Source organism: Paenibacillus sp. N3.4, from assembly GCF_008017805.1.
Taxonomy (GTDB): Bacteria; Bacillota; Bacilli; order Paenibacillales; family NBRC-103111; genus Paenibacillus_E.
The window spans coordinates 1-16,505 of record NZ_VRTT01000070.1; the positions used below are offsets into that span (position 1 = coordinate 1).

The 16,505-nt window shown below is 44.4% G+C and carries 18 protein-coding genes; 9 read left to right on the plus strand and 9 right to left on the minus strand.

Annotated features, from left to right (window positions below; genetic code table 11):
- Positions 1-163: 163 nt before the first annotated feature.
- Positions 164-388 carry a hypothetical protein gene (locus FU659_RS26890; RefSeq protein WP_147950390.1) on the minus strand — a complete coding sequence of 75 codons (225 nt, stop codon included), beginning with the start codon at positions 386-388 and terminating at the stop codon, positions 164-166.
- Between the two features lie 49 nt (positions 389-437).
- Here FU659_RS26890 and FU659_RS35845 point away from each other — a divergent pair, with 49 nt between their 5' ends.
- Both FU659_RS35845 and FU659_RS26895 read left to right on the plus strand, forming a co-directional pair.
- Positions 438-602 carry a hypothetical protein gene (locus tag FU659_RS35845; RefSeq protein WP_187274422.1) on the plus strand — a complete coding sequence of 55 codons (165 nt, stop codon included), beginning with the start codon at positions 438-440 and terminating at the stop codon, positions 600-602.
- 396 nt (positions 603-998) lie between these two features.
- Entirely contained in the window at positions 999-1,574 is a 576-nt protein-coding gene (locus FU659_RS26895) for a hypothetical protein (RefSeq protein ID WP_147950391.1), read from the plus strand.
- A 47-nt stretch (positions 1,575-1,621) separates the two neighbouring features.
- Here the strand turns inward: FU659_RS26895 and FU659_RS26900 are convergent, their stop codons facing one another.
- From FU659_RS26900 to FU659_RS26910, 4 genes are all read right to left on the minus strand, one after another.
- Positions 1,622-2,221: a hypothetical protein gene (locus FU659_RS26900; protein WP_147950392.1), complete on the minus strand. Its 600-nt coding sequence runs from the start codon at positions 2,219-2,221 to the stop codon at positions 1,622-1,624.
- Between the two features lie 516 nt (positions 2,222-2,737).
- Positions 2,738-2,896: a hypothetical protein gene (locus FU659_RS35850; RefSeq protein WP_187274423.1), complete on the minus strand. Its 159-nt coding sequence runs from the start codon at positions 2,894-2,896 to the stop codon at positions 2,738-2,740.
- 75 nt (positions 2,897-2,971) lie between these two features.
- Complete coding sequence (locus FU659_RS26905; protein ID WP_147950393.1) at positions 2,972-3,712, minus strand: phosphodiester glycosidase family protein; 741 nt, start codon at positions 3,710-3,712, stop codon at positions 2,972-2,974.
- Between the two features lie 290 nt (positions 3,713-4,002).
- On the minus strand, positions 4,003-4,548 hold the full coding sequence (locus tag FU659_RS26910; RefSeq protein ID WP_147950394.1) for a hypothetical protein: 546 nt from the start codon (positions 4,546-4,548) through the stop codon (positions 4,003-4,005).
- 559 nt (positions 4,549-5,107) lie between these two features.
- Between FU659_RS26910 and FU659_RS37710 the strand changes: the two genes are divergently transcribed.
- Positions 5,108-5,305: a hypothetical protein gene (locus FU659_RS37710; RefSeq protein ID WP_261808079.1), complete on the plus strand. Its 198-nt coding sequence runs from the start codon at positions 5,108-5,110 to the stop codon at positions 5,303-5,305.
- A gap of 19 nt (positions 5,306-5,324) precedes the next feature.
- Positions 5,325-5,480 carry a hypothetical protein gene (locus FU659_RS35855; RefSeq protein ID WP_187274424.1) on the plus strand — a complete coding sequence of 52 codons (156 nt, stop codon included), beginning with the start codon at positions 5,325-5,327 and terminating at the stop codon, positions 5,478-5,480.
- A 3-nt stretch (positions 5,481-5,483) separates the two neighbouring features.
- Here FU659_RS35855 and FU659_RS26920 read toward each other — a convergent pair whose 3' ends face one another.
- The 3 genes from FU659_RS26920 to FU659_RS26935 form a co-directional block, all read right to left on the minus strand.
- Positions 5,484-5,792, minus strand: a complete 309-nt coding sequence (locus tag FU659_RS26920) for a hypothetical protein (RefSeq protein ID WP_147950395.1) — start codon at positions 5,790-5,792, stop codon at positions 5,484-5,486.
- 510 nt (positions 5,793-6,302) lie between these two features.
- Positions 6,303-7,154: an EamA family transporter gene (locus tag FU659_RS26930; protein ID WP_147950396.1), complete on the minus strand. Its 852-nt coding sequence runs from the start codon at positions 7,152-7,154 to the stop codon at positions 6,303-6,305.
- Between the two features lie 27 nt (positions 7,155-7,181).
- Entirely contained in the window at positions 7,182-8,132 is a 951-nt protein-coding gene (locus FU659_RS26935) for a metallophosphoesterase family protein (protein WP_147950397.1), read from the minus strand.
- 363 nt (positions 8,133-8,495) lie between these two features.
- Here FU659_RS26935 and FU659_RS26940 point away from each other — a divergent pair, with 363 nt between their 5' ends.
- The 5 genes from FU659_RS26940 (at position 8,496) to FU659_RS26960 (ending at position 15,508) form a co-directional block, all read left to right on the plus strand.
- A complete protein-coding gene (locus FU659_RS26940; RefSeq protein WP_147950398.1) occupies positions 8,496-9,266 on the plus strand; it encodes a DeoR/GlpR family DNA-binding transcription regulator in 771 nt (256 codons plus the stop codon).
- Positions 9,267-9,525: 259 nt separating this feature from the next.
- Positions 9,526-11,172, plus strand: coding sequence for a type 2 periplasmic-binding domain-containing protein (locus tag FU659_RS26945; RefSeq protein ID WP_147950399.1), 1,647 nt, complete (start codon positions 9,526-9,528; stop codon positions 11,170-11,172).
- 64 nt (positions 11,173-11,236) lie between these two features.
- A complete protein-coding gene (locus FU659_RS26950; protein WP_147950400.1) occupies positions 11,237-12,154 on the plus strand; it encodes an ABC transporter permease in 918 nt (305 codons plus the stop codon).
- 10 nt (positions 12,155-12,164) lie between these two features.
- Positions 12,165-13,043 carry a carbohydrate ABC transporter permease gene (locus FU659_RS26955; RefSeq protein WP_147950401.1) on the plus strand — a complete coding sequence of 293 codons (879 nt, stop codon included), beginning with the start codon at positions 12,165-12,167 and terminating at the stop codon, positions 13,041-13,043.
- A 188-nt stretch (positions 13,044-13,231) separates the two neighbouring features.
- Positions 13,232-15,508 (plus strand): helix-turn-helix domain-containing protein, encoded by a 2,277-nt coding sequence (locus FU659_RS26960; RefSeq protein WP_187274425.1) that lies wholly within the window; start codon positions 13,232-13,234, stop codon positions 15,506-15,508.
- Here FU659_RS26960 and FU659_RS26965 read toward each other — a convergent pair.
- Positions 15,477-16,445 carry a helix-turn-helix domain-containing protein gene (locus FU659_RS26965; protein WP_147950403.1) on the minus strand — a complete coding sequence of 323 codons (969 nt, stop codon included), beginning with the start codon at positions 16,443-16,445 and terminating at the stop codon, positions 15,477-15,479. The two genes, FU659_RS26960 and FU659_RS26965, sit on opposite strands and share 32 nt — an antisense overlap.
- Between the last annotated feature and the right edge of the window lie 60 nt (positions 16,446-16,505).

Sequence of the window (16,505 nt, forward strand, 5' to 3'; positions counted from 1 at the left end):
GCTTTCATTTGCTATGAGATTCTAGCATAGGCTGGTAAGAAGCTTGTTTCTATTCTTTTCTCTATAATCTTAATTACCAATAGTAAGCAGCGAAGAGCCTGAATATGGAGATTTTGTATTTGACTCAATTATTAAAAGACGAAGCCGTTTAAAAGAATTTGTTTTAGAGGGAATTTTCGAGAAGCAGGGCATCACCGACCGGCTGCCGACGATTCACGAAGGCCCGACCATCCGCGAGATGGAGCAGCGCGGTCAGCTGACCGATCGGGGAACCATCAACCGATCGGTGCGCGCAGACCACAACAGCATGGTGTTTGACTTCCAAGCCTACACGAAGGAACGCGAAAAGATCATGGCCAAAATAAAGCGCATCCACGCCAACGACCATGAAGCAGCTCGACGACGAGCACAGTCGCCTGTACTGACAACGGCAGAACGTGGGCGGCGACATTGGCAAGCTGCAAAAGCAGTTGGAGCAGATCGAGAAGGTGCAGCGGCTCGAAAAAAAGCGCGATGCACTCCGGAAGCAGCAAAACGAGCTGCGCGCTGCGCCCGAAAAACCTGTGGCAGCGTATGACCAAGCCGAACCAGCAGCGCATTGACGTACTCGAACGGGACGTTCAGCGCGGGACGCCACCGGCAAGCCAAGAAAGAGCTGTCAGCGCTGCATGAAGGCGAGGGCGTAAAAACTGGCTGTGTGCGTCGGCTTCCGGCTTTGACTGATAACTAAATCTTTAAATGAGAATACATGAACTTCGCTCCCATCGCTAGGTAGGGGCTATTTGACGCCACTAATATACAAGTGCCAGCGTGGCAAGATTAATTGAATGATTTTGCTTTACCGCGAACTTCATAGTTTATTTTGGTTGTAAATTTACTGTGATTTTTACCTTATATAGTGAGAACGAAAAAAACAACAATGATTTAGGGAATGGATCATTTGTTGTTTTTCATTCCCTTCGTATCTTCCAAAATATATTTTTAGGGAGGACAGGTTTATGCCACATAAACTATCGTCTACAAATTTAATCAACCAAGGTGATACTTCGATTAAGTATCCAGGCACTACGACTTCTGCTTTTACTGACACGAGCTTTTACAAAAATTGCGGTAAAACGGCCGCAAGCGGAACCATCAAGGAGTATGGATGTCCAATTTGTGATTTAGCCATGTTTATCCTATATAAAGGCGGTTTGTCCAACAACAATGACAATACTTATAATGCCGTTGTGCAAGCAACAATTGGAGGAACAGACAACGCCGCTGATTTTACGTGGAAAAGCTTTACAGCAACAATGGGAAGCCAGAACATTAAAGTAAATCTTGCAGCAACCTCTGACGTTTCTGCAGAAGTTGATAACGGTAATATCTGCCTAGTAAGACTTTATGATCAAAGTAACAAAAACTCGCATTATGTGCTTGTGGATGGTTGGAATTCCGCGGCAACGGGTTTTGACAGATATCTTGTGTGCGATCCTGATGGTGGCACTCAGAAAACGTTGGCTGATACAATGAAGAAAAGAGGATTCCCACAGGATGCAGCATATATAACCCAAAAATTTACAGTTAGCTAAATAAGTTAGCCGAGGACACTGATATTCTGTCCTCGGCTTTCTGCTAATTAATCAATCCGTGATGCCAGCAGCCACTTACCATTTACATATTCAATTCTTATGGTCAAAGGATCAGACGGATCATCAAGTACAGTTTTATCTAACTCAATTTCTGCAACATTATCTTTTTGTCCTTTTAGCCTGGCGGTATCAATTAGGAATTTTGTTGCCCACCCGTGTCCTCCATTTTGCGTGTCTTCATAAAGCTTCCCTTCATAGTCCTTATAAAGAGGACGGCTTCCTTTTTCCGGGGTCAGGTAACGAGAATAAAATACGGTTTGAGCCATATCTTTTGTAAATATTTCCTCGACCGCTTTTTTCAAATCGGCTACCGATTTGAATTTTTCGTCAGTTACTAGGGCATACCCATCTTCACCTAGAATCGTTTTCGTCGCATCAACTTTGAACGCCCCGAATCCGTTAAATATCCCTAACATATCTACTGCCTTCGGTATAAGCTGGTTGAGAATATCTTTTATTTCATTGTCAGTGAGACTTACAGATGTTAAGGTAGGTGATGTCACTGACTCCTTTGACTCGCTAACTTTGGATTGGCAACCAGTCATAATAAACATAAAACAGAGCACTAATATAGCTATCGATCTCATTGTCTCAACTCTCTCCTTTGGGATATAAAGTATACACAAAGTTTAGACGCAAAAACCAGCTATTTTGTTCCTCATATTCCATATTTATACTTTATGTAATAATACAATACCATTTCACACACAGAAATTTTCCCGTTTCTACTGGTTGGCAGCCGATTTAGCTTCCGTGGAATTAATGGCAAAGATAAACGCTGGCTCTGTTCGCATCAAAAGGGAAAGAGTCGTTCTTTGTATTTCTTTGCACGCCGAAACGTTTGGGGAAGGGCCCCATGTTCATAATTGCGAAATCGATGATTACGGCTAAATTTGACTGAAAAGCGAAGTGGTAAGCAGCGTTTTCTCTGCTTACCACTTCGCATTCTTTCAAACCATAATGCGGTAAAGAAACAAACTTACTTAGCGACGATTCAGCTTCCGAACATATTTAAACGTTCTAGATTGGATTGTAAAAAGAAGCATAGCAACCGAGATGGAGACAATCATTAGAATTGCTTGAACCATTAGAAATATCCCCCCTTATTCCAAATGCTCATCGTCCATGGGCTCTTTCCTGCGCTTGGCATTCAAATCAACCTTCAATAAATCCTTTAACTTCATGTGAAGGGTTACTTGTCGGAATGCAATAGACACAATGAGAAATGAAAGTACAATCGCTAAAGCTGTGACGTTGCTCATGGGTCATTTCCCCCCTCCTTCTCACATCGGGCAAGCCATTTTAGGGCTCACCCTCTTGCACCAAGCGGGATTGTATTAGATGTCAACCCAAGATGTCGGGTTTACCGTTACGTAAGAGAGAACAGAACTGGTAACAGCAGCAAATTCCTGAATACTACCACCTGCTGTTCTTCCACGTAATTGGGTAGACGGGTTGCTATCGAGATAAATAGCATCGTTGCATCCAATGTAGTCTTGCATGATGGAACGAACTTGCCATGCACTGGAGTCATCGCACGCCATCATAATGATCTTCGAATCCGAGGTACGGTAACCAATTGCGGTATGGTAGCACTTAAAGCCCGGCTTATCAAAGTTGTAAACAGGATCATTGTAAAGTCCTTTAGTCGTTTCCAAAACCGAGACTTTATTAATAAAATCTTGCTCCCCCGAAAACACTTTGTCCAAGTAATAACCTACTCCACCAATGGCCCAATGGATGGTAAGACCGCTACCAAATTCACTTATTTTGGAGAGGTGAGAGATGGAGATATAACGAGTGGAGCTTCCCTGATAGCTGTAGCAAATCATAGTTTGCCGTGGGTAACAATTCACGTCCCCGCCTGTTACAGCGGGGCTTCCACCGTAACCAGCCGCAATCTGCCAAACTCGATTCGGATTAGTCCCGTAGAATGTGCCATTAATACCAAACTTCCCTGTACTACGAAGGGTAGAGGAAGAACCCAGGCCTTCAACGGTACAAGCATCATAATCAGCTATGATAGCGTGACAGGTAATACCGCCGGTGGTGAATGTTTTATAACGAGCAGTAGACATAGAAAATCCTCCTAATATTTTGTTTTGTTACGTATCATTACGATATATTGTAAGTTAAAAAAAAGAGGGGGATTAACCAACGCGGGAACGTTTCCCCGGTAGCTCCTTGCGTTGTCGTTGCTCTATTTCTTAACCTTAATCATATTATATAATATAACGTAACGTTACGCAATATTATATTTCTTTTTTTCCTGTTTTCCCTATTTAAGGAGGAGCATCCCTGGCAGCCCGGACAAGACGTTGGCTACCAGGAGCACCGTTGATTTTCGCATCTACGACCTCCACCATAATTATTCCGCCCGTTCGTTCCAATACCCCAACCGAAAGTTTTGGTTAACATCTTGAATAAACCTAAACTGTTGTTTTCCACTCCAATAGGGTTTAATATCTTCCGCTTTTTCCCGTACTTCTACAAAAGCGGCAATTGTTACTACGTTACCTTGATTTAACACTTTAATTTCATCCGTCGCCATTAACTTTAAAACCCCCTCACCATACGTCACCGAACCAGGGCCATCTACAGCTGCGAATTTTCCATTCTTGTTCTGCGGAATGTTGTTGTTAAAGGCATTCACATAGTCATCCAATAGGGCGACAAACTCCTGCCCTAATGGAGTCAGCTTTTTGCGTTCCTCCAGGCTCATCACCTCTGGATTAGGAGCAACATGATCCGTGTAAGGCTTAAACACAAACTGTTCAACATCTGGATTGGAACTAGTCGTAGCAAGGCTAGGACTAGGGGACAGAGAACCTGTAGAAGAAGCAGTTTCCTCCTTACTACAACCACCCGTTACACTAGAAAGTAAAAATAGGGCTACAACGATATACTTCTTCATCTAGGAAGCTCCCTTCAGCATAAGATCCTCATCTTCTTAGACAACACCATAATGTAAAATGTTTCTATCCCACTCAAAAAGGGATATGGATCTACAACGAATTTCCCACGCCGCCGCGTATAAATTTGTCAAATTGTTGATACTACCCCGAGCCTTAAAAACCAAACATGTAAATTAAAAAAGCTCCCTGGAGTTTCCCAAGGGCTTCGATTGCCGATACTTCTAGATTCATCGATACAACTATTATTTTGCTTTCTTGAGAATTAATCCTTATTTTGGCCACTCATCCGGAAACAGGTCCTCAACATCTAATTATTGCGTTATATTACGTACCGAATTATTATATAATGTATGTATGATAGTATTTTACTCTAGGAGGGAGAACATTGAATTACATTATTAATTTGTTTGGAAATAGCGTAGAGGGTATTTTGAATGTTGAAAATGAAGATCTAATTATTACATTTTCTGATGAAATCAAAAAGTACTTAAATCTTATTTAAGGAGAGTACTACAGAGATATGGTCATTCTGAAGATCAAGAGCTTACATTTCAAAATTTGCTTGAAAAGGGAATTGAAGTTGAAAAAAATATTGGTGGAAACATGAGCGAACCTAAAATTAAACTCCCATATGAAGTTGCTCCAGAAGTAAAAGAAAAATTAATTGAAATATCCGCAATTCAAGGTTTGTCTGCAACTCAGTTATTAATAAAGCTGATTGAGTCTAAGTATCAAAGCGTTATAAATAATCATTAATTAACGGGAGGGACATTTAGTGGCATATGGAAACAAAGTTAAATTTCATTACGATATTCCTGTATACGTGAAAAAAAATTTGGCTGATACTGCAAAAAAATTGGGTATAACAGCTACAGAATTATTAACGAGAATTATTGAAGAAGAATACCAAAGGATAAAAAATCTGAAATAAACACTAGCTAACTAACATAATCTTGCTATATTCTAATAAAACTTTTAAATCTGATTCAGGTAAAGAGAAATAAAAGTACTCACCGAATTTAGAATCAATAGAGTCAGAGGAAAAAAAGTGGAAATGTGCAAAGTCTTCATTATCATTACGTAGAAGAAGGAATAAATAGTAGCGGTTATTTAGATCATGATGAGTTTTATAAACTATTTTGGTGAAATCACTTTCTGCATCAAGAATAATTTTAATATGTTCTTTTATTTTTTTATATGGGATTTCTTTGAAAAATTCATTTGGGTTACTTACTATATTCATTACGTATTAAAACCCCCTTATTTATGGAATTAGAAAAAAAACTTAGGAATAGAATATATTTCCATTATATTGCGTTCGCTTACGATACGCAATATAATTTTATTTTAATGATGGAAAATCTAATTTCCCACACAGAGAATGGCCGCATCCAGCACCCTCTCTAATTTTATACTTAAGTAAAAATGATTATTATATATTTATTAATTTCACTAATACACAGGAACATATGTTCTCTTTTTTTTACTTTAACCTAATTTTGCTGAAATTACAAATTATATTACCATCTACCATCAAATATATCGGAAGGGGTATTGTCCCCTTATCTAAAGCAGAAAAGGGCCCTAGAATCTATTATACCTTTCCATCGAAGTGATGAACTTCGTCCAAGAAAGAGTAAATGGATTGTAGGCCCTTATTTGTGTGTTTGGCTATGATGTTTCATTGGCCAGACAGTTAGCTGTTTTGTACACCGTGGTCGAAATATGAAGTACCCCCTAAGTTGCTTCCTATTTAGCCGAAAAAGCTAATGATCAGAATACCGATCAAGATGAGAATCGAACAAATAATTCTTAGTGTGCCTTGCTTCTCTCTCAGCACAACGATGCCCAGGATCGTAGCAAAAACAGTGCCAATCTCGCGTACTGGCGAGATATGGGCAACAGGGGCGAATTTCATGGCGAATAAAAATAGCAAATAAGATCCGGGGTTGAGTATCGTACCTAGTAAAATGATTTTGGCGTTCAGCTTCCATTCGACGCGAATTTGTTTAGAACGGAGTACAATCGGCGTCAGTGCTGCCACGAACCCGATATTCGTAACCTCCAATAAAGAAATCGCGGAGACATGCTGAAGATTGATGCGATCAACAAAAACGTAACACGTCGTACATACACCGACGCAAAGAGCCATGAGGAATGGTTTAACAGTTCCGGTGGTTGTTTGTTTACGGGCAAAAATACCGCTAAGCCAAATGAAGCCGATGAGCATGCAAAGCAGTCCTATCCAACCGTATAGCGTTAAGGTTTCACGGAGGAACAAAACGCTGCCAATGGGAATGAGCAGCGTGCTGGTGCCTCGCATAATCGGATACACCTGGGACAGGTCACCCATATTGTAAGTTCGCGCCAGCAACATGGAGTAAATGCTTTGCAAACACGCAGATAAGAGTAAGAATCCGTAAGCTTTTAGAGATAAAGGGTTAAGCCACAGCTCTCTGATTAAATAAGGAAGCAGTCCGATTGTGGCTACCATCATGATGGACCATAGGAAGACGCTTTTATTTTGGCTGCTTTTGGTGAACAAGCTCCAGACCGCGTGAGTAAGACCGGAAGCTACAACGAGTAAGAGTGAAACGATAAACAAACCATCATCTCCAAACCATGAATGAGGTTAAATGCCAGGGGTGTGTTCGGGTTGATCACGGATTATCGTGCCATCAGCAAGTCGCAGCCATGATTCGAAGGAACGCTCGCCTTCGCGTAGTCGAATCATTCGCGCACCGCGAGGAAAGCCATCTTTGCCATACGTATTGTAACCGGTGGCTCTGCCATAGCAGAGACGAATACCATGAAGCTCGCCCCAATAGTCGTTAATGTGGTCGTGGCCGCAGAATGTTCCGACGACATCGCCCATTTCTGTCATAGCTGCGAACAATCCGGAGTTAACGGGAGAGCAGCAAACGTTCTCGAGCTTGTTCCCATAGCAAGCTGCACTGTCCCAAACGTGTTTATATTCCGGAAGAGGGATATGAAAGAACGCAAGTGCAGGTAAAGGCTGAGCCCCATGGCTCGAACGGAGCTTCCAAGATTGTTCCGTATACCAGTTGATTTGATCACGATGAATCCAATCATAGCCTTTGATTGACGGCAGCGGCGAGAGATTCCCGGAATCGAAAAAATACAAGGCGGCAGCAGTCTGCCCATCGGAACCGGAAATGGTCAACTGGTAGTTGCCGACGCCGTTGACTCCTTCGGGACCTCGCTGCGTGACAGTGTGGGTATGCGCGAGTACCGTATCCATGAGCTCATCTCTCGTGATCATGGTTTCGGTATCGTGGTTACCGAACACAACAGCCCACGGAATACCGCGAGCTTCGGCAGCGTGAACAGCTTCACGGAAAGCTTGGAGGGGCTGCTCACAAACTGGTTCACCCGGAGTTACATACCCTGTGTAAATGACATCGCCGGTAAACACGACTAGGTCGGGTCGTTCGGCATCAAGTACGTCTTCTATAAGACGACGGGTTTGCTGATCCTCGATTCCGCCATCTTTCCAATGTAAATCTGTGAATTGTGTGATTGTAAATGTGTGATCTTCGCGAAAGGCAAGCGCATGCTGCACGGTATTGACCCCCAGTTGGTTGATTTCGTTGTAGTGCTGTTGTTTTAATGTGAATTGTTGTTGTTTGTTGACAATTGTATCTTCGGTTTAGTCTACTGTCAATGCAAAACTTTCCGTTAAATAAGCCTAATCCTCGCTCAACTCGAACTTTCATTAGGTGATTTTCCTGAAAAACACCGATCTGCTGCACTTTGCAAGAACGGACAGTCCCCGTGTCAATGACGAGTGGGAGGGCTTATTTGGCTGAAAACAACGCTCGCGACCAAGGCATCTGGTTGACAGGCCCCACACCTGCCCCTACACTTATAAAAACAACAAAAAACAACATCATATACAAACTATCGGTCATGGCAGGAGGCCCACATGTCATTAACATATGAAGATCGCAGAATGACCATCCTGAATCAGTTGGAGATGGAAGGGAAAGTACAGGTGCATCACCTATCGGAGCTGCTTGCGGTTTCGACGGAAACGGTGCGGCGCGATTTGGACCGGCTTGAGAAGGAAGGGAAGCTTCGCAAGGTTTACGGAGGCGCGGTCAAAATGCGCATGGAGCTTGTGGAGCCGCCTTTTCTCAAGCGTACTCAAATGATGAAGCCGGAGAAAGCGGCTATCGGCAAACTGGCGGCCTCATTAGTCCAAGACGGCGAAACGATCATGCTCGACAACGGTACGACGACGATTGAAATTTTGCCATACTTGAAGGATCATACGAATACCACATTAATTACGCACTCTGTCCCGATCCTCAATCTGGCGATGGAAACCTTCAAGGGGAAAATTATTTTCGCGGGCGGAGAAATGAATGCTGAGTATCAAGCAGCAACAGGCATGTTAACAGATCAGATGCTAGATCAATTTAAAGTAAACAAGGCGTTTATCTCGGTTGGCGGTATTTCCTTGGCTGATGGAATTACCGACTTTCATTTGGCTGAAGCGATCATTTCACGGAAGATGATACAACGAGCCGAAGAGACTATTTTGGTTGCCGACCATTCCAAGTTTGGCATGGCTACCTTTGCCAAAGTTTCGAAGCTAGAGGAAATTTCCATGTTAATTACCGACTCTGGATGTCCGAAGGAATGGATTGATACCCTAGAAGCGCTTGGTATTGATGTGTTGATCAGCGACTAACCGATGAATCGAAGAATCAATCAATCGTCACTAAACCGGCTAAACTAGCGGTGAAACTGGCGATTTTTCTTTTGTTCAGCAGGTCATTCTAATAAAATGAAGATCTGCCAAATAACGACGATACCGTTTCTGAAGAAAACAATACCACTTTAAGAATTGCCGATATACGGTACCGTTCTGCATCGGATATGCTTCATTCACAGGCTACCCCCACTTTCGATGGGAACGCCGGATCTACAAAAATAAGGGGAGTGTTTCGATGAAAAGACGATCTCAATTCAAAGTACTGCCGGTCGCGGCATCCATTCTGGCGCTATCGCTGGCCACAGCTTGTGGGAGCTCAGGATCTACAACCAAAGAAAGCGCTGCACCAGCAGCAACGGCAGCTGCAGCTGCTTCTAAAGAGCCAGTTAATGTGAAGTATTGGACGCCACTCAATCCAAACGCGAAAGCGGTTGTCAAAAGCTTGAGCGAGCTTCCTTTCGTAAAGGAATGGGAAAAGAAAACGAACGTGAAAATGGATTTCCAGCATTCCTCGGGAAACACCACACAAGACGATATTCAACAATATGGCGTGATGATTGCTTCTAATAATTTACCGGATGCCATGCTGTGGAACTGGAACAACGTGCAGGGCGGATTGTCCAAAATGTTCAAAGACGGCACCATCATTAAATTGAATGAGCTGATAGAGAAAAACGCGCCGAACTTGAAAAAGGTGCTGGACGCGAACCCGCAAATTGCCAAGCAAATCAAAGCGGATAACGGGGATATCTATGTGCTGCCTCACTTGCGCGCAGGTCAATACGGTCAGTATAAGACGTTCAGCGGCATGGTTATTCGACAAGATTGGCTGGATGAACTTGGATTGAAACAGCCGGAAACGATGGATGAGTGGGAAACGGTGCTGAAAGCTTTTAAAGAGAAGAAGGGAGTTATTCCTTTCACGCTCCGCAAAGATTATCCGATCTCTTTCGCTGACTTCGCAGGCGCTTACGGCGTAGCGGGAATGGGGACAACAGCGTCGGTGGACAGCTTCTATCTCGATAATGGCAAGGTGAAATTCGGACCGGCGCAACCGGAATTTAAGCAATACTTGACGACCATGCAAAAGTGGTACAAGGAAGGCTTGATCGACCCAGACTTCGCATCCAATGATACGAAAACGATGGATGCTAAAGTTACTTCAGGTAAAGCGGGCGCATTCTACGGTTTCATCGGAGGCAGCATCGGGACGTATATGCCCGCTCTGCAAAAAACAGATCCGAAAGCGCAGCTTGCTGCTGTTCAATATCCGGTATTGAAAAAAGGCGACGAACCGAAATTCGTCAAAGCGGCATGGGAATACGATAACGTGGGAACGGTGATCACAAGCGCGAATAAGCATGCGGCTGAAACGGTCAAAGCGCTCGATTACCTCTACAGCGATGAAGGCGCGCTATTGAAAAACTTCGGTGTCGAAGGGCAAACGTATACCAAAGAAAATGGTCAACCGAAATATACGGACCTGATCTTGAAAAACCCGGATAACCTGCCAATCAGCCAAGCGATGGCCAAATATTTTATTGCGAATTATAGCTTCTCCGGCTTAGATGACGATCGCTACAACGATCAATACTATCAATTGCAGGCTCAAAAAGACGCGGCAAAAACGTATGCGAAATATACGCAGAATGCGTTCAAAGTCATGCTTCCCCCAGTCGCTTTGACAACGGATGAGGCAAAGGAAACAGCAAAGATTTTGAACGATGTGAGCACCCTTTTAACGGAAAAAATCACCAAAGTCATCATGGGCGCTAATTCTATCGAAGATTTCGATAAAGCGGTTGAACAAATGAAAAAAATGAACATCGATCGCGCTGTGGAAGTTTACCAAACGGCAACGGATCGTTTTAACAAGCGATAAGACGCTTACGCAGGATGAGGGGAGCGAGGCTCCCCTTTATTATCCTTACAAAAGGAGTGAGATCATGGGGAATTCCATCCGGGTTTTAACGAATGACCTTAAAAAGAACCGCGCAATCTACCTGATGGTGCTGCCTGTTGTCCTATACTTCTTTATTTTTAAATATTTCCCGATGTACGGTGCGGTCATAGCCTTTAAGGATTTCAGCCCGGCCAAAGGGATTTGGGGCAGTGATTGGGTAGGCTTCGATCATTTCAAAGCGTTTTTCCAAAGCTATTATTTCCTGCGTGTCTTGCGCAACACCTTTCTCATCAGCTTTTACAATCTGGTTTTTGGTTTCCCGGCACCGATTATTCTTGCTTTGCTCCTCAATGAAGTTCGTCAAAAACTGTTTAAATCGATCATTCAGACGGTTTCTTATTTGCCGCATTTTATATCGATCGTTGTTATCTCCGGTTTAATTATTGATTTCACAAACCGTGGGGGCATTGTGAACAGCATCATTACTTTGTTTGGGGGACAGGACACGGCTCTGCTGAATGACTCCGGCAATTTCCGCAGTATCTTTGTCAGCACCTCGGTGTGGCAAGAGCTAGGCTGGTCATCGATTATTTACTTGGCCGCGCTAAGCGGAATTAACCCCGAGCTCTACGAAGCCTCTCGTGTGGATGGAGCAGGACGTTTTCGCCAAATCTGGAGTGTTACGCTCCCTGGACTAATTCCTACAATTATGATTTTGCTTATTCTTCGAATCGGCGGCTTAATGGAGGTCGGTTTCGAGAAAATCGTGCTGCTCTATAATCCGAATACGTATGAAACCGCAGATGTTATTTCCTCCTTCGTCTACCGGGAAGGTCTTGCCCAGGGCAATGATTACAGTTATACAACGGCCGTAGGCTTGTTTCAATCGATGATCAACTTCATTCTATTAATTAGCGCCAACAGCATATCCCGCCGCTTCTCTGGGAGCCGGTTGTGGTAGGAGGTAAACTATGAAAACAAGCGCAGCTGAGAGAGTCTTTGATGTGGGCAATGCCATATTGATGATGCTGTTGATCATATGTACGCTTTATCCTTTCTATTATGTTGCTGTTGCTTCCATTAGTGACTCGAATCTGCTGATTCAGCACACGGGGCTTTTGTTCAAACCGCTGGGATTCAACCTGGCTGCCTTTGAGAAGGTCATCGCAAATCGCAATATTTTGACGGGCTACGGGAACACATTGATCATTTTGATCGCGGGCACGGTAGTGAATCTTTTTTTCACCACCATTGGCGCCTATGCGTTATCTCGAAAATTCGTGATGCGTAAATTCCTTATGATTGCCATTGTGTTTACGATGTATTTTAGCGGGGGATTAATTCCGACTTACTTATTGATTAACAATTTCCTGCATATGGGGAATAGTTATCTTGCTCTCATTCTTCCTGTGGCGATCAGCACATGGAATTTAATCATTATGCGAACCTCGTTCGAAGCGATCCCGGAAGGTTTATTGGAATCTGCCAAAATCGATGGGGCCGGCGAGTACCGCATTTTGTTCCAAATCGTCGTGCCGCTGTCTATGCCTGTTATTGCCGTGATGGTGCTTTATTATGGAGTGGCACACTGGAATTCGTGGTTTAATGCCATGCTGTTCCTTCATGACCGGGACAAATTTCCGCTGCAGCTCATTCTTCGTGAGATCCTCGTGCAGAACAGCACAGATTCGATGACGACGGGTACAGGTAACGCAAGTGATACGGAGGCTATTGGACAAAGCATTAAATATGCGACGATCATGGTCGCAACGCTGCCGATTCTAATCGTATATCCCTTCCTGCAAAAATATTTCGTCAAAGGCGTCATGGTCGGCGCCGTGAAAGAATAGTTCATCTCACTTAAACCCATTTCCTGCTCTCTTTTTGAACTTTTCAAGAAGAAGGAGCGGGTTATTTGGGTTTCTGCCTGATCTGGGGATAATCACAAAAAACGACGATCATCTAAAAATCGATGATATACAGGTTTAATGAGAGATGGGATAATACAACGTACAGCAAGAGTAAGGGAGGAATTTCGTTGAAGCGGAGCGTGTTTCTATTCTGGTTGTACTCCAACTTAACCATTCTATGCATTCCTATTATCATCACGATGGTCGTGCTATTTCAATCGCAGCATTTACTAAGCTCGGAAGTAACTCGTTCGAATGAAGCGCTGCTCAACCAAGTGAAGCAATCGTTTGATAACCAATTCAAAGATATTAAGCGAATGGGGCTGCAGCTTTCTCTGGATCCAAAGGTGACTAAATTTTTGAATCAATCGGACTATAGCACGGCAGAGGTGAAGCTCGATACGCTGGAGCTTATTTCTTCCCTACGTTCTTATGGAGCTTCCAACGGGGACATTACCGATCTCTATCTATATTTAAAAACGCAGCAAATTGGCGTATCGACATCCGCCATGAATGAAGCGGACTTGCTCTTCCAATTGTTTCACGGTGATAAAGATATGACGATGGCAGAGTGGCAGAAAGCTGTCAATAAGACGTATTTTGGAAATTTCGTGAAATTTGCCAATGACGATATGGTGTACTTACAATCGCTGCCAATCCAAGATATGAGCGAAGCGAAAGCGACGCTTGTCGTGCTTTTGAACATGGAGCGGCTGAAAGCAGCCATTGCCAATATCCAGCTTGCTCAATCGGGCAGTGTGCTTATCATTGATTCCAACAATCAGCTTCTCATGGCAGCTGGCGAAACCGAGCACATCTCCGATATCGACTACGGACGTTTGACCGCTTCGGAAGGTTCCTTTCAACAAAATTGGGCGCAAGGCGAAGTAACGGTTTCTTACGTATCCTCCGTTGAAAATGCATGGAAATATGTTGCCATCGTCCCATCGAAAGTCTATTCGGCCAAAGTGGGCCTGCTGCGGGATTGGATCTATGCGGGTCTGTTCTTATGCATCTTCGTTGGGGGGCCAATGTCCATCTGGCTGACGAAGAGACATTATATGCCGATTCGCCGCATGGTGGATATGGTATCACCGAAGGTAAAATCGAATCTGGAAGGCATAGGGAATGAGTTCTCACTGCTCCAGTCCTTCATGACAGAAAATGCGGCTTTCCAGGATACAGCGAATCGGACGATCCAACTGCAGCAGAATGTGCTGCGCAGCCATTTCCTTGCTCGTCTCTTGAAGGGACGAGTGGAAAGCGGCTCGGCGCTCGCGCAATCGATGGCCTCGTTCGAGCTGCGCTTCAAAACCAACAAGTTTGCGATTCTGCTGTTTCATATTGGTGAGTATACCGAACTTTTCATGGGAACGGGACCCAGCGATACAGAGTCCAGGCTGCAATATGTGTATTATATCGTAACGAATATTACGGAAGAGTTAATTGGCAGAAAGCATGGCGTCTATTCGACGGAAGTGGAAGGTATGGTTGCCTTTTTGGTCAATATACAAGGTGAAGATGAGGCTGTGGCAAAGCAGGAATTGATCGAGATTGCGCAAGAGGCTCAAACGATTATTCAGGGGAAATTTTACATTCAACTGACGATCGGCATCAGTGATATCCATCCGTCCGTGACAGGCATTCCGCATGGCTTCGAGGAGGCCTTGGAAGCGCTTGAATACAAGTTTGTCATTGGACCCAGCCAAATTATTCCCTATGAGCGGATCAAGCGGCCGAAGAATGAGCTTTATTACCCGCTGGATACCGAACGCAAGCTTATTAATCATATCAAGACCGGACAATACGAAGAAGCAATGGATGCAGTCAGCGAGCTGATTGTGACGAATGTCTCCGATGGCACGTTGTCGCTGCAGCTTGGCAAGCTGCTCATGTTTGAACTGATCGGTACGATCTTGAAGGCGATCGAGCATTTCCAACAAGGCCCGAGCGAGCTGGCGGTCGAGAAGACGGTGTTGATTAAGCAATTGACCCAATGCGAATCGTTTGCGGAGATCGAAGATGAGATTTATAAATTTCTGAAGATCGTATGTGATTATGTCGATTCCAAGAAGAAGAGCCACAACACCAATCTGAAGGATCAGGTGTTGACGTACATCGACGAGCATTTGGCAGATATGAGTCTAAGCCTTACCTCGTTGTCTTTGAAATTCGAAGTGAACGCGCCTTATTTATCTAGCTTCATCAAGGAGCAATCAGGTGAAACATTCATCGACTATGTGAACAAGCAACGGGTTCGTTTGGCTAAGCAGCTGATGATGAACTCGGATGATACCATCACGGATATTACGCAAAAAGTCGGCTTCACGAACAGCAACACATTCATTCGCGTGTTTAAACGGTACGAGGGAATTACACCGGGGCAGTTTCGGAAGGGTGAGTAGAAAGCGACTGCACGGCATGATGCTTTGGTTTAAACTCGCTTGGCGACAAACCAGTCCAGCGCCGGAATTGTCGCGAAAAGTGGCTGGCCGATTGGAAGCCGAGCTTGTCCGCAATGCCAGTCATCGACAAGTGGGTCGTGACGAGCAGCTCTTTGGCCAGCTTCAGCTTTTGTTGGCTTACATATTGACGCGGTGACAGGCCGTATACCTTGGAGAAAAGCTTACTGCACTGGCTGCGGCTCAGGTTCAGCTCCTTCGCAATCCCTGCGACGGATGCTTCTTCGCAGAGGCTGAGCGAAAGCTTCTCCTCGATGGCATGCGCGACATCGGCAGTGAACAACGAAGCGTCTTTGCTCTTCGTTGTGGGTGGGCTCATAGTGGACGTTTGCATGAGCTGCGCTGGATGCTCACGCAGTAAGGCAAGCACATCGTGAATGATGAGCAGGGTGTACGAATGGAGCAGCAGCTTATCCTCGAAGCGGAGGTGAGGCGGCTGCTCTTGTTCTTGTTCAGTTGTATCGTCCGAGGCCCCCAACCGATTGCGATGCATGACCGTCTCCAGTTCGCTTATGTAGGAGCGAAGCTTGCTCGCTGACGCTTCCTTCTGCGTGATATGCCGATAAGGAGTGGCCGCCAGCAGACTGCGGATCTCGGTATCGTCCAGATCAAAATGCACATTAAAGTAGCCGTAATGTGCCGTGGATGGATTGGAAGATTGATGGCGGACACCGGACTTGATCAGCAGCCAGTCCCCCTCGCGCATCTTCACTGATTCGCGATTCATTTCCTGTGCGACTTCACCTTCTAAGCAGTAAAGCAGCTCAAATAAATGATGATGATGGCGCGGATACTGCCATCCTGGGGGTTTTAACCCAAAGTGACAGCCTACGACTTGTAGCGTATGAATCAAGTTAGGGAAACGATACAAATCTTCCATAGACTTTTCCTTTCATTTGAACGTATGGTTCCTTTCATCATAACATCGATTCGGCACATT

What these genes read in the sequence shown, in the direction of transcription:
- FU659_RS26890 (WP_147950390.1), bottom strand. Translation starts at nt 388, where the DNA reads ATGGTCGTTGGCGTGGATGCGCTTTATTTTGGCCATGATCTTTTCGCG.
- FU659_RS26895 (WP_147950391.1), top strand. Translation starts at nt 999, where the DNA reads ATGCCACATAAACTATCGTCTACAAATTTAATCAACCAAGGTGATACT.
- FU659_RS26900 (WP_147950392.1), bottom strand. Translation starts at nt 2,221, where the DNA reads ATGAGATCGATAGCTATATTAGTGCTCTGTTTTATGTTTATTATGACT.
- FU659_RS35850 (WP_187274423.1), bottom strand. Translation starts at nt 2,896, where the DNA reads ATGAGCAACGTCACAGCTTTAGCGATTGTACTTTCATTTCTCATTGTG.
- FU659_RS26905 (WP_147950393.1), bottom strand. Translation starts at nt 3,712, where the DNA reads ATGTCTACTGCTCGTTATAAAACATTCACCACCGGCGGTATTACCTGT.
- FU659_RS26910 (WP_147950394.1), bottom strand. Translation starts at nt 4,548, where the DNA reads ATGAAGAAGTATATCGTTGTAGCCCTATTTTTACTTTCTAGTGTAACG.
- FU659_RS26920 (WP_147950395.1), bottom strand. Translation starts at nt 5,792, where the DNA reads ATGAATATAGTAAGTAACCCAAATGAATTTTTCAAAGAAATCCCATAT.
- FU659_RS26940 (WP_147950398.1), top strand. Translation starts at nt 8,496, where the DNA reads ATGTCATTAACATATGAAGATCGCAGAATGACCATCCTGAATCAGTTG.
- FU659_RS26945 (WP_147950399.1), top strand. Translation starts at nt 9,526, where the DNA reads ATGAAAAGACGATCTCAATTCAAAGTACTGCCGGTCGCGGCATCCATT.
- FU659_RS26950 (WP_147950400.1), top strand. Translation starts at nt 11,237, where the DNA reads ATGGGGAATTCCATCCGGGTTTTAACGAATGACCTTAAAAAGAACCGC.
- FU659_RS26955 (WP_147950401.1), top strand. Translation starts at nt 12,165, where the DNA reads ATGAAAACAAGCGCAGCTGAGAGAGTCTTTGATGTGGGCAATGCCATA.
- FU659_RS26965 (WP_147950403.1), bottom strand. Translation starts at nt 16,445, where the DNA reads ATGGAAGATTTGTATCGTTTCCCTAACTTGATTCATACGCTACAAGTC.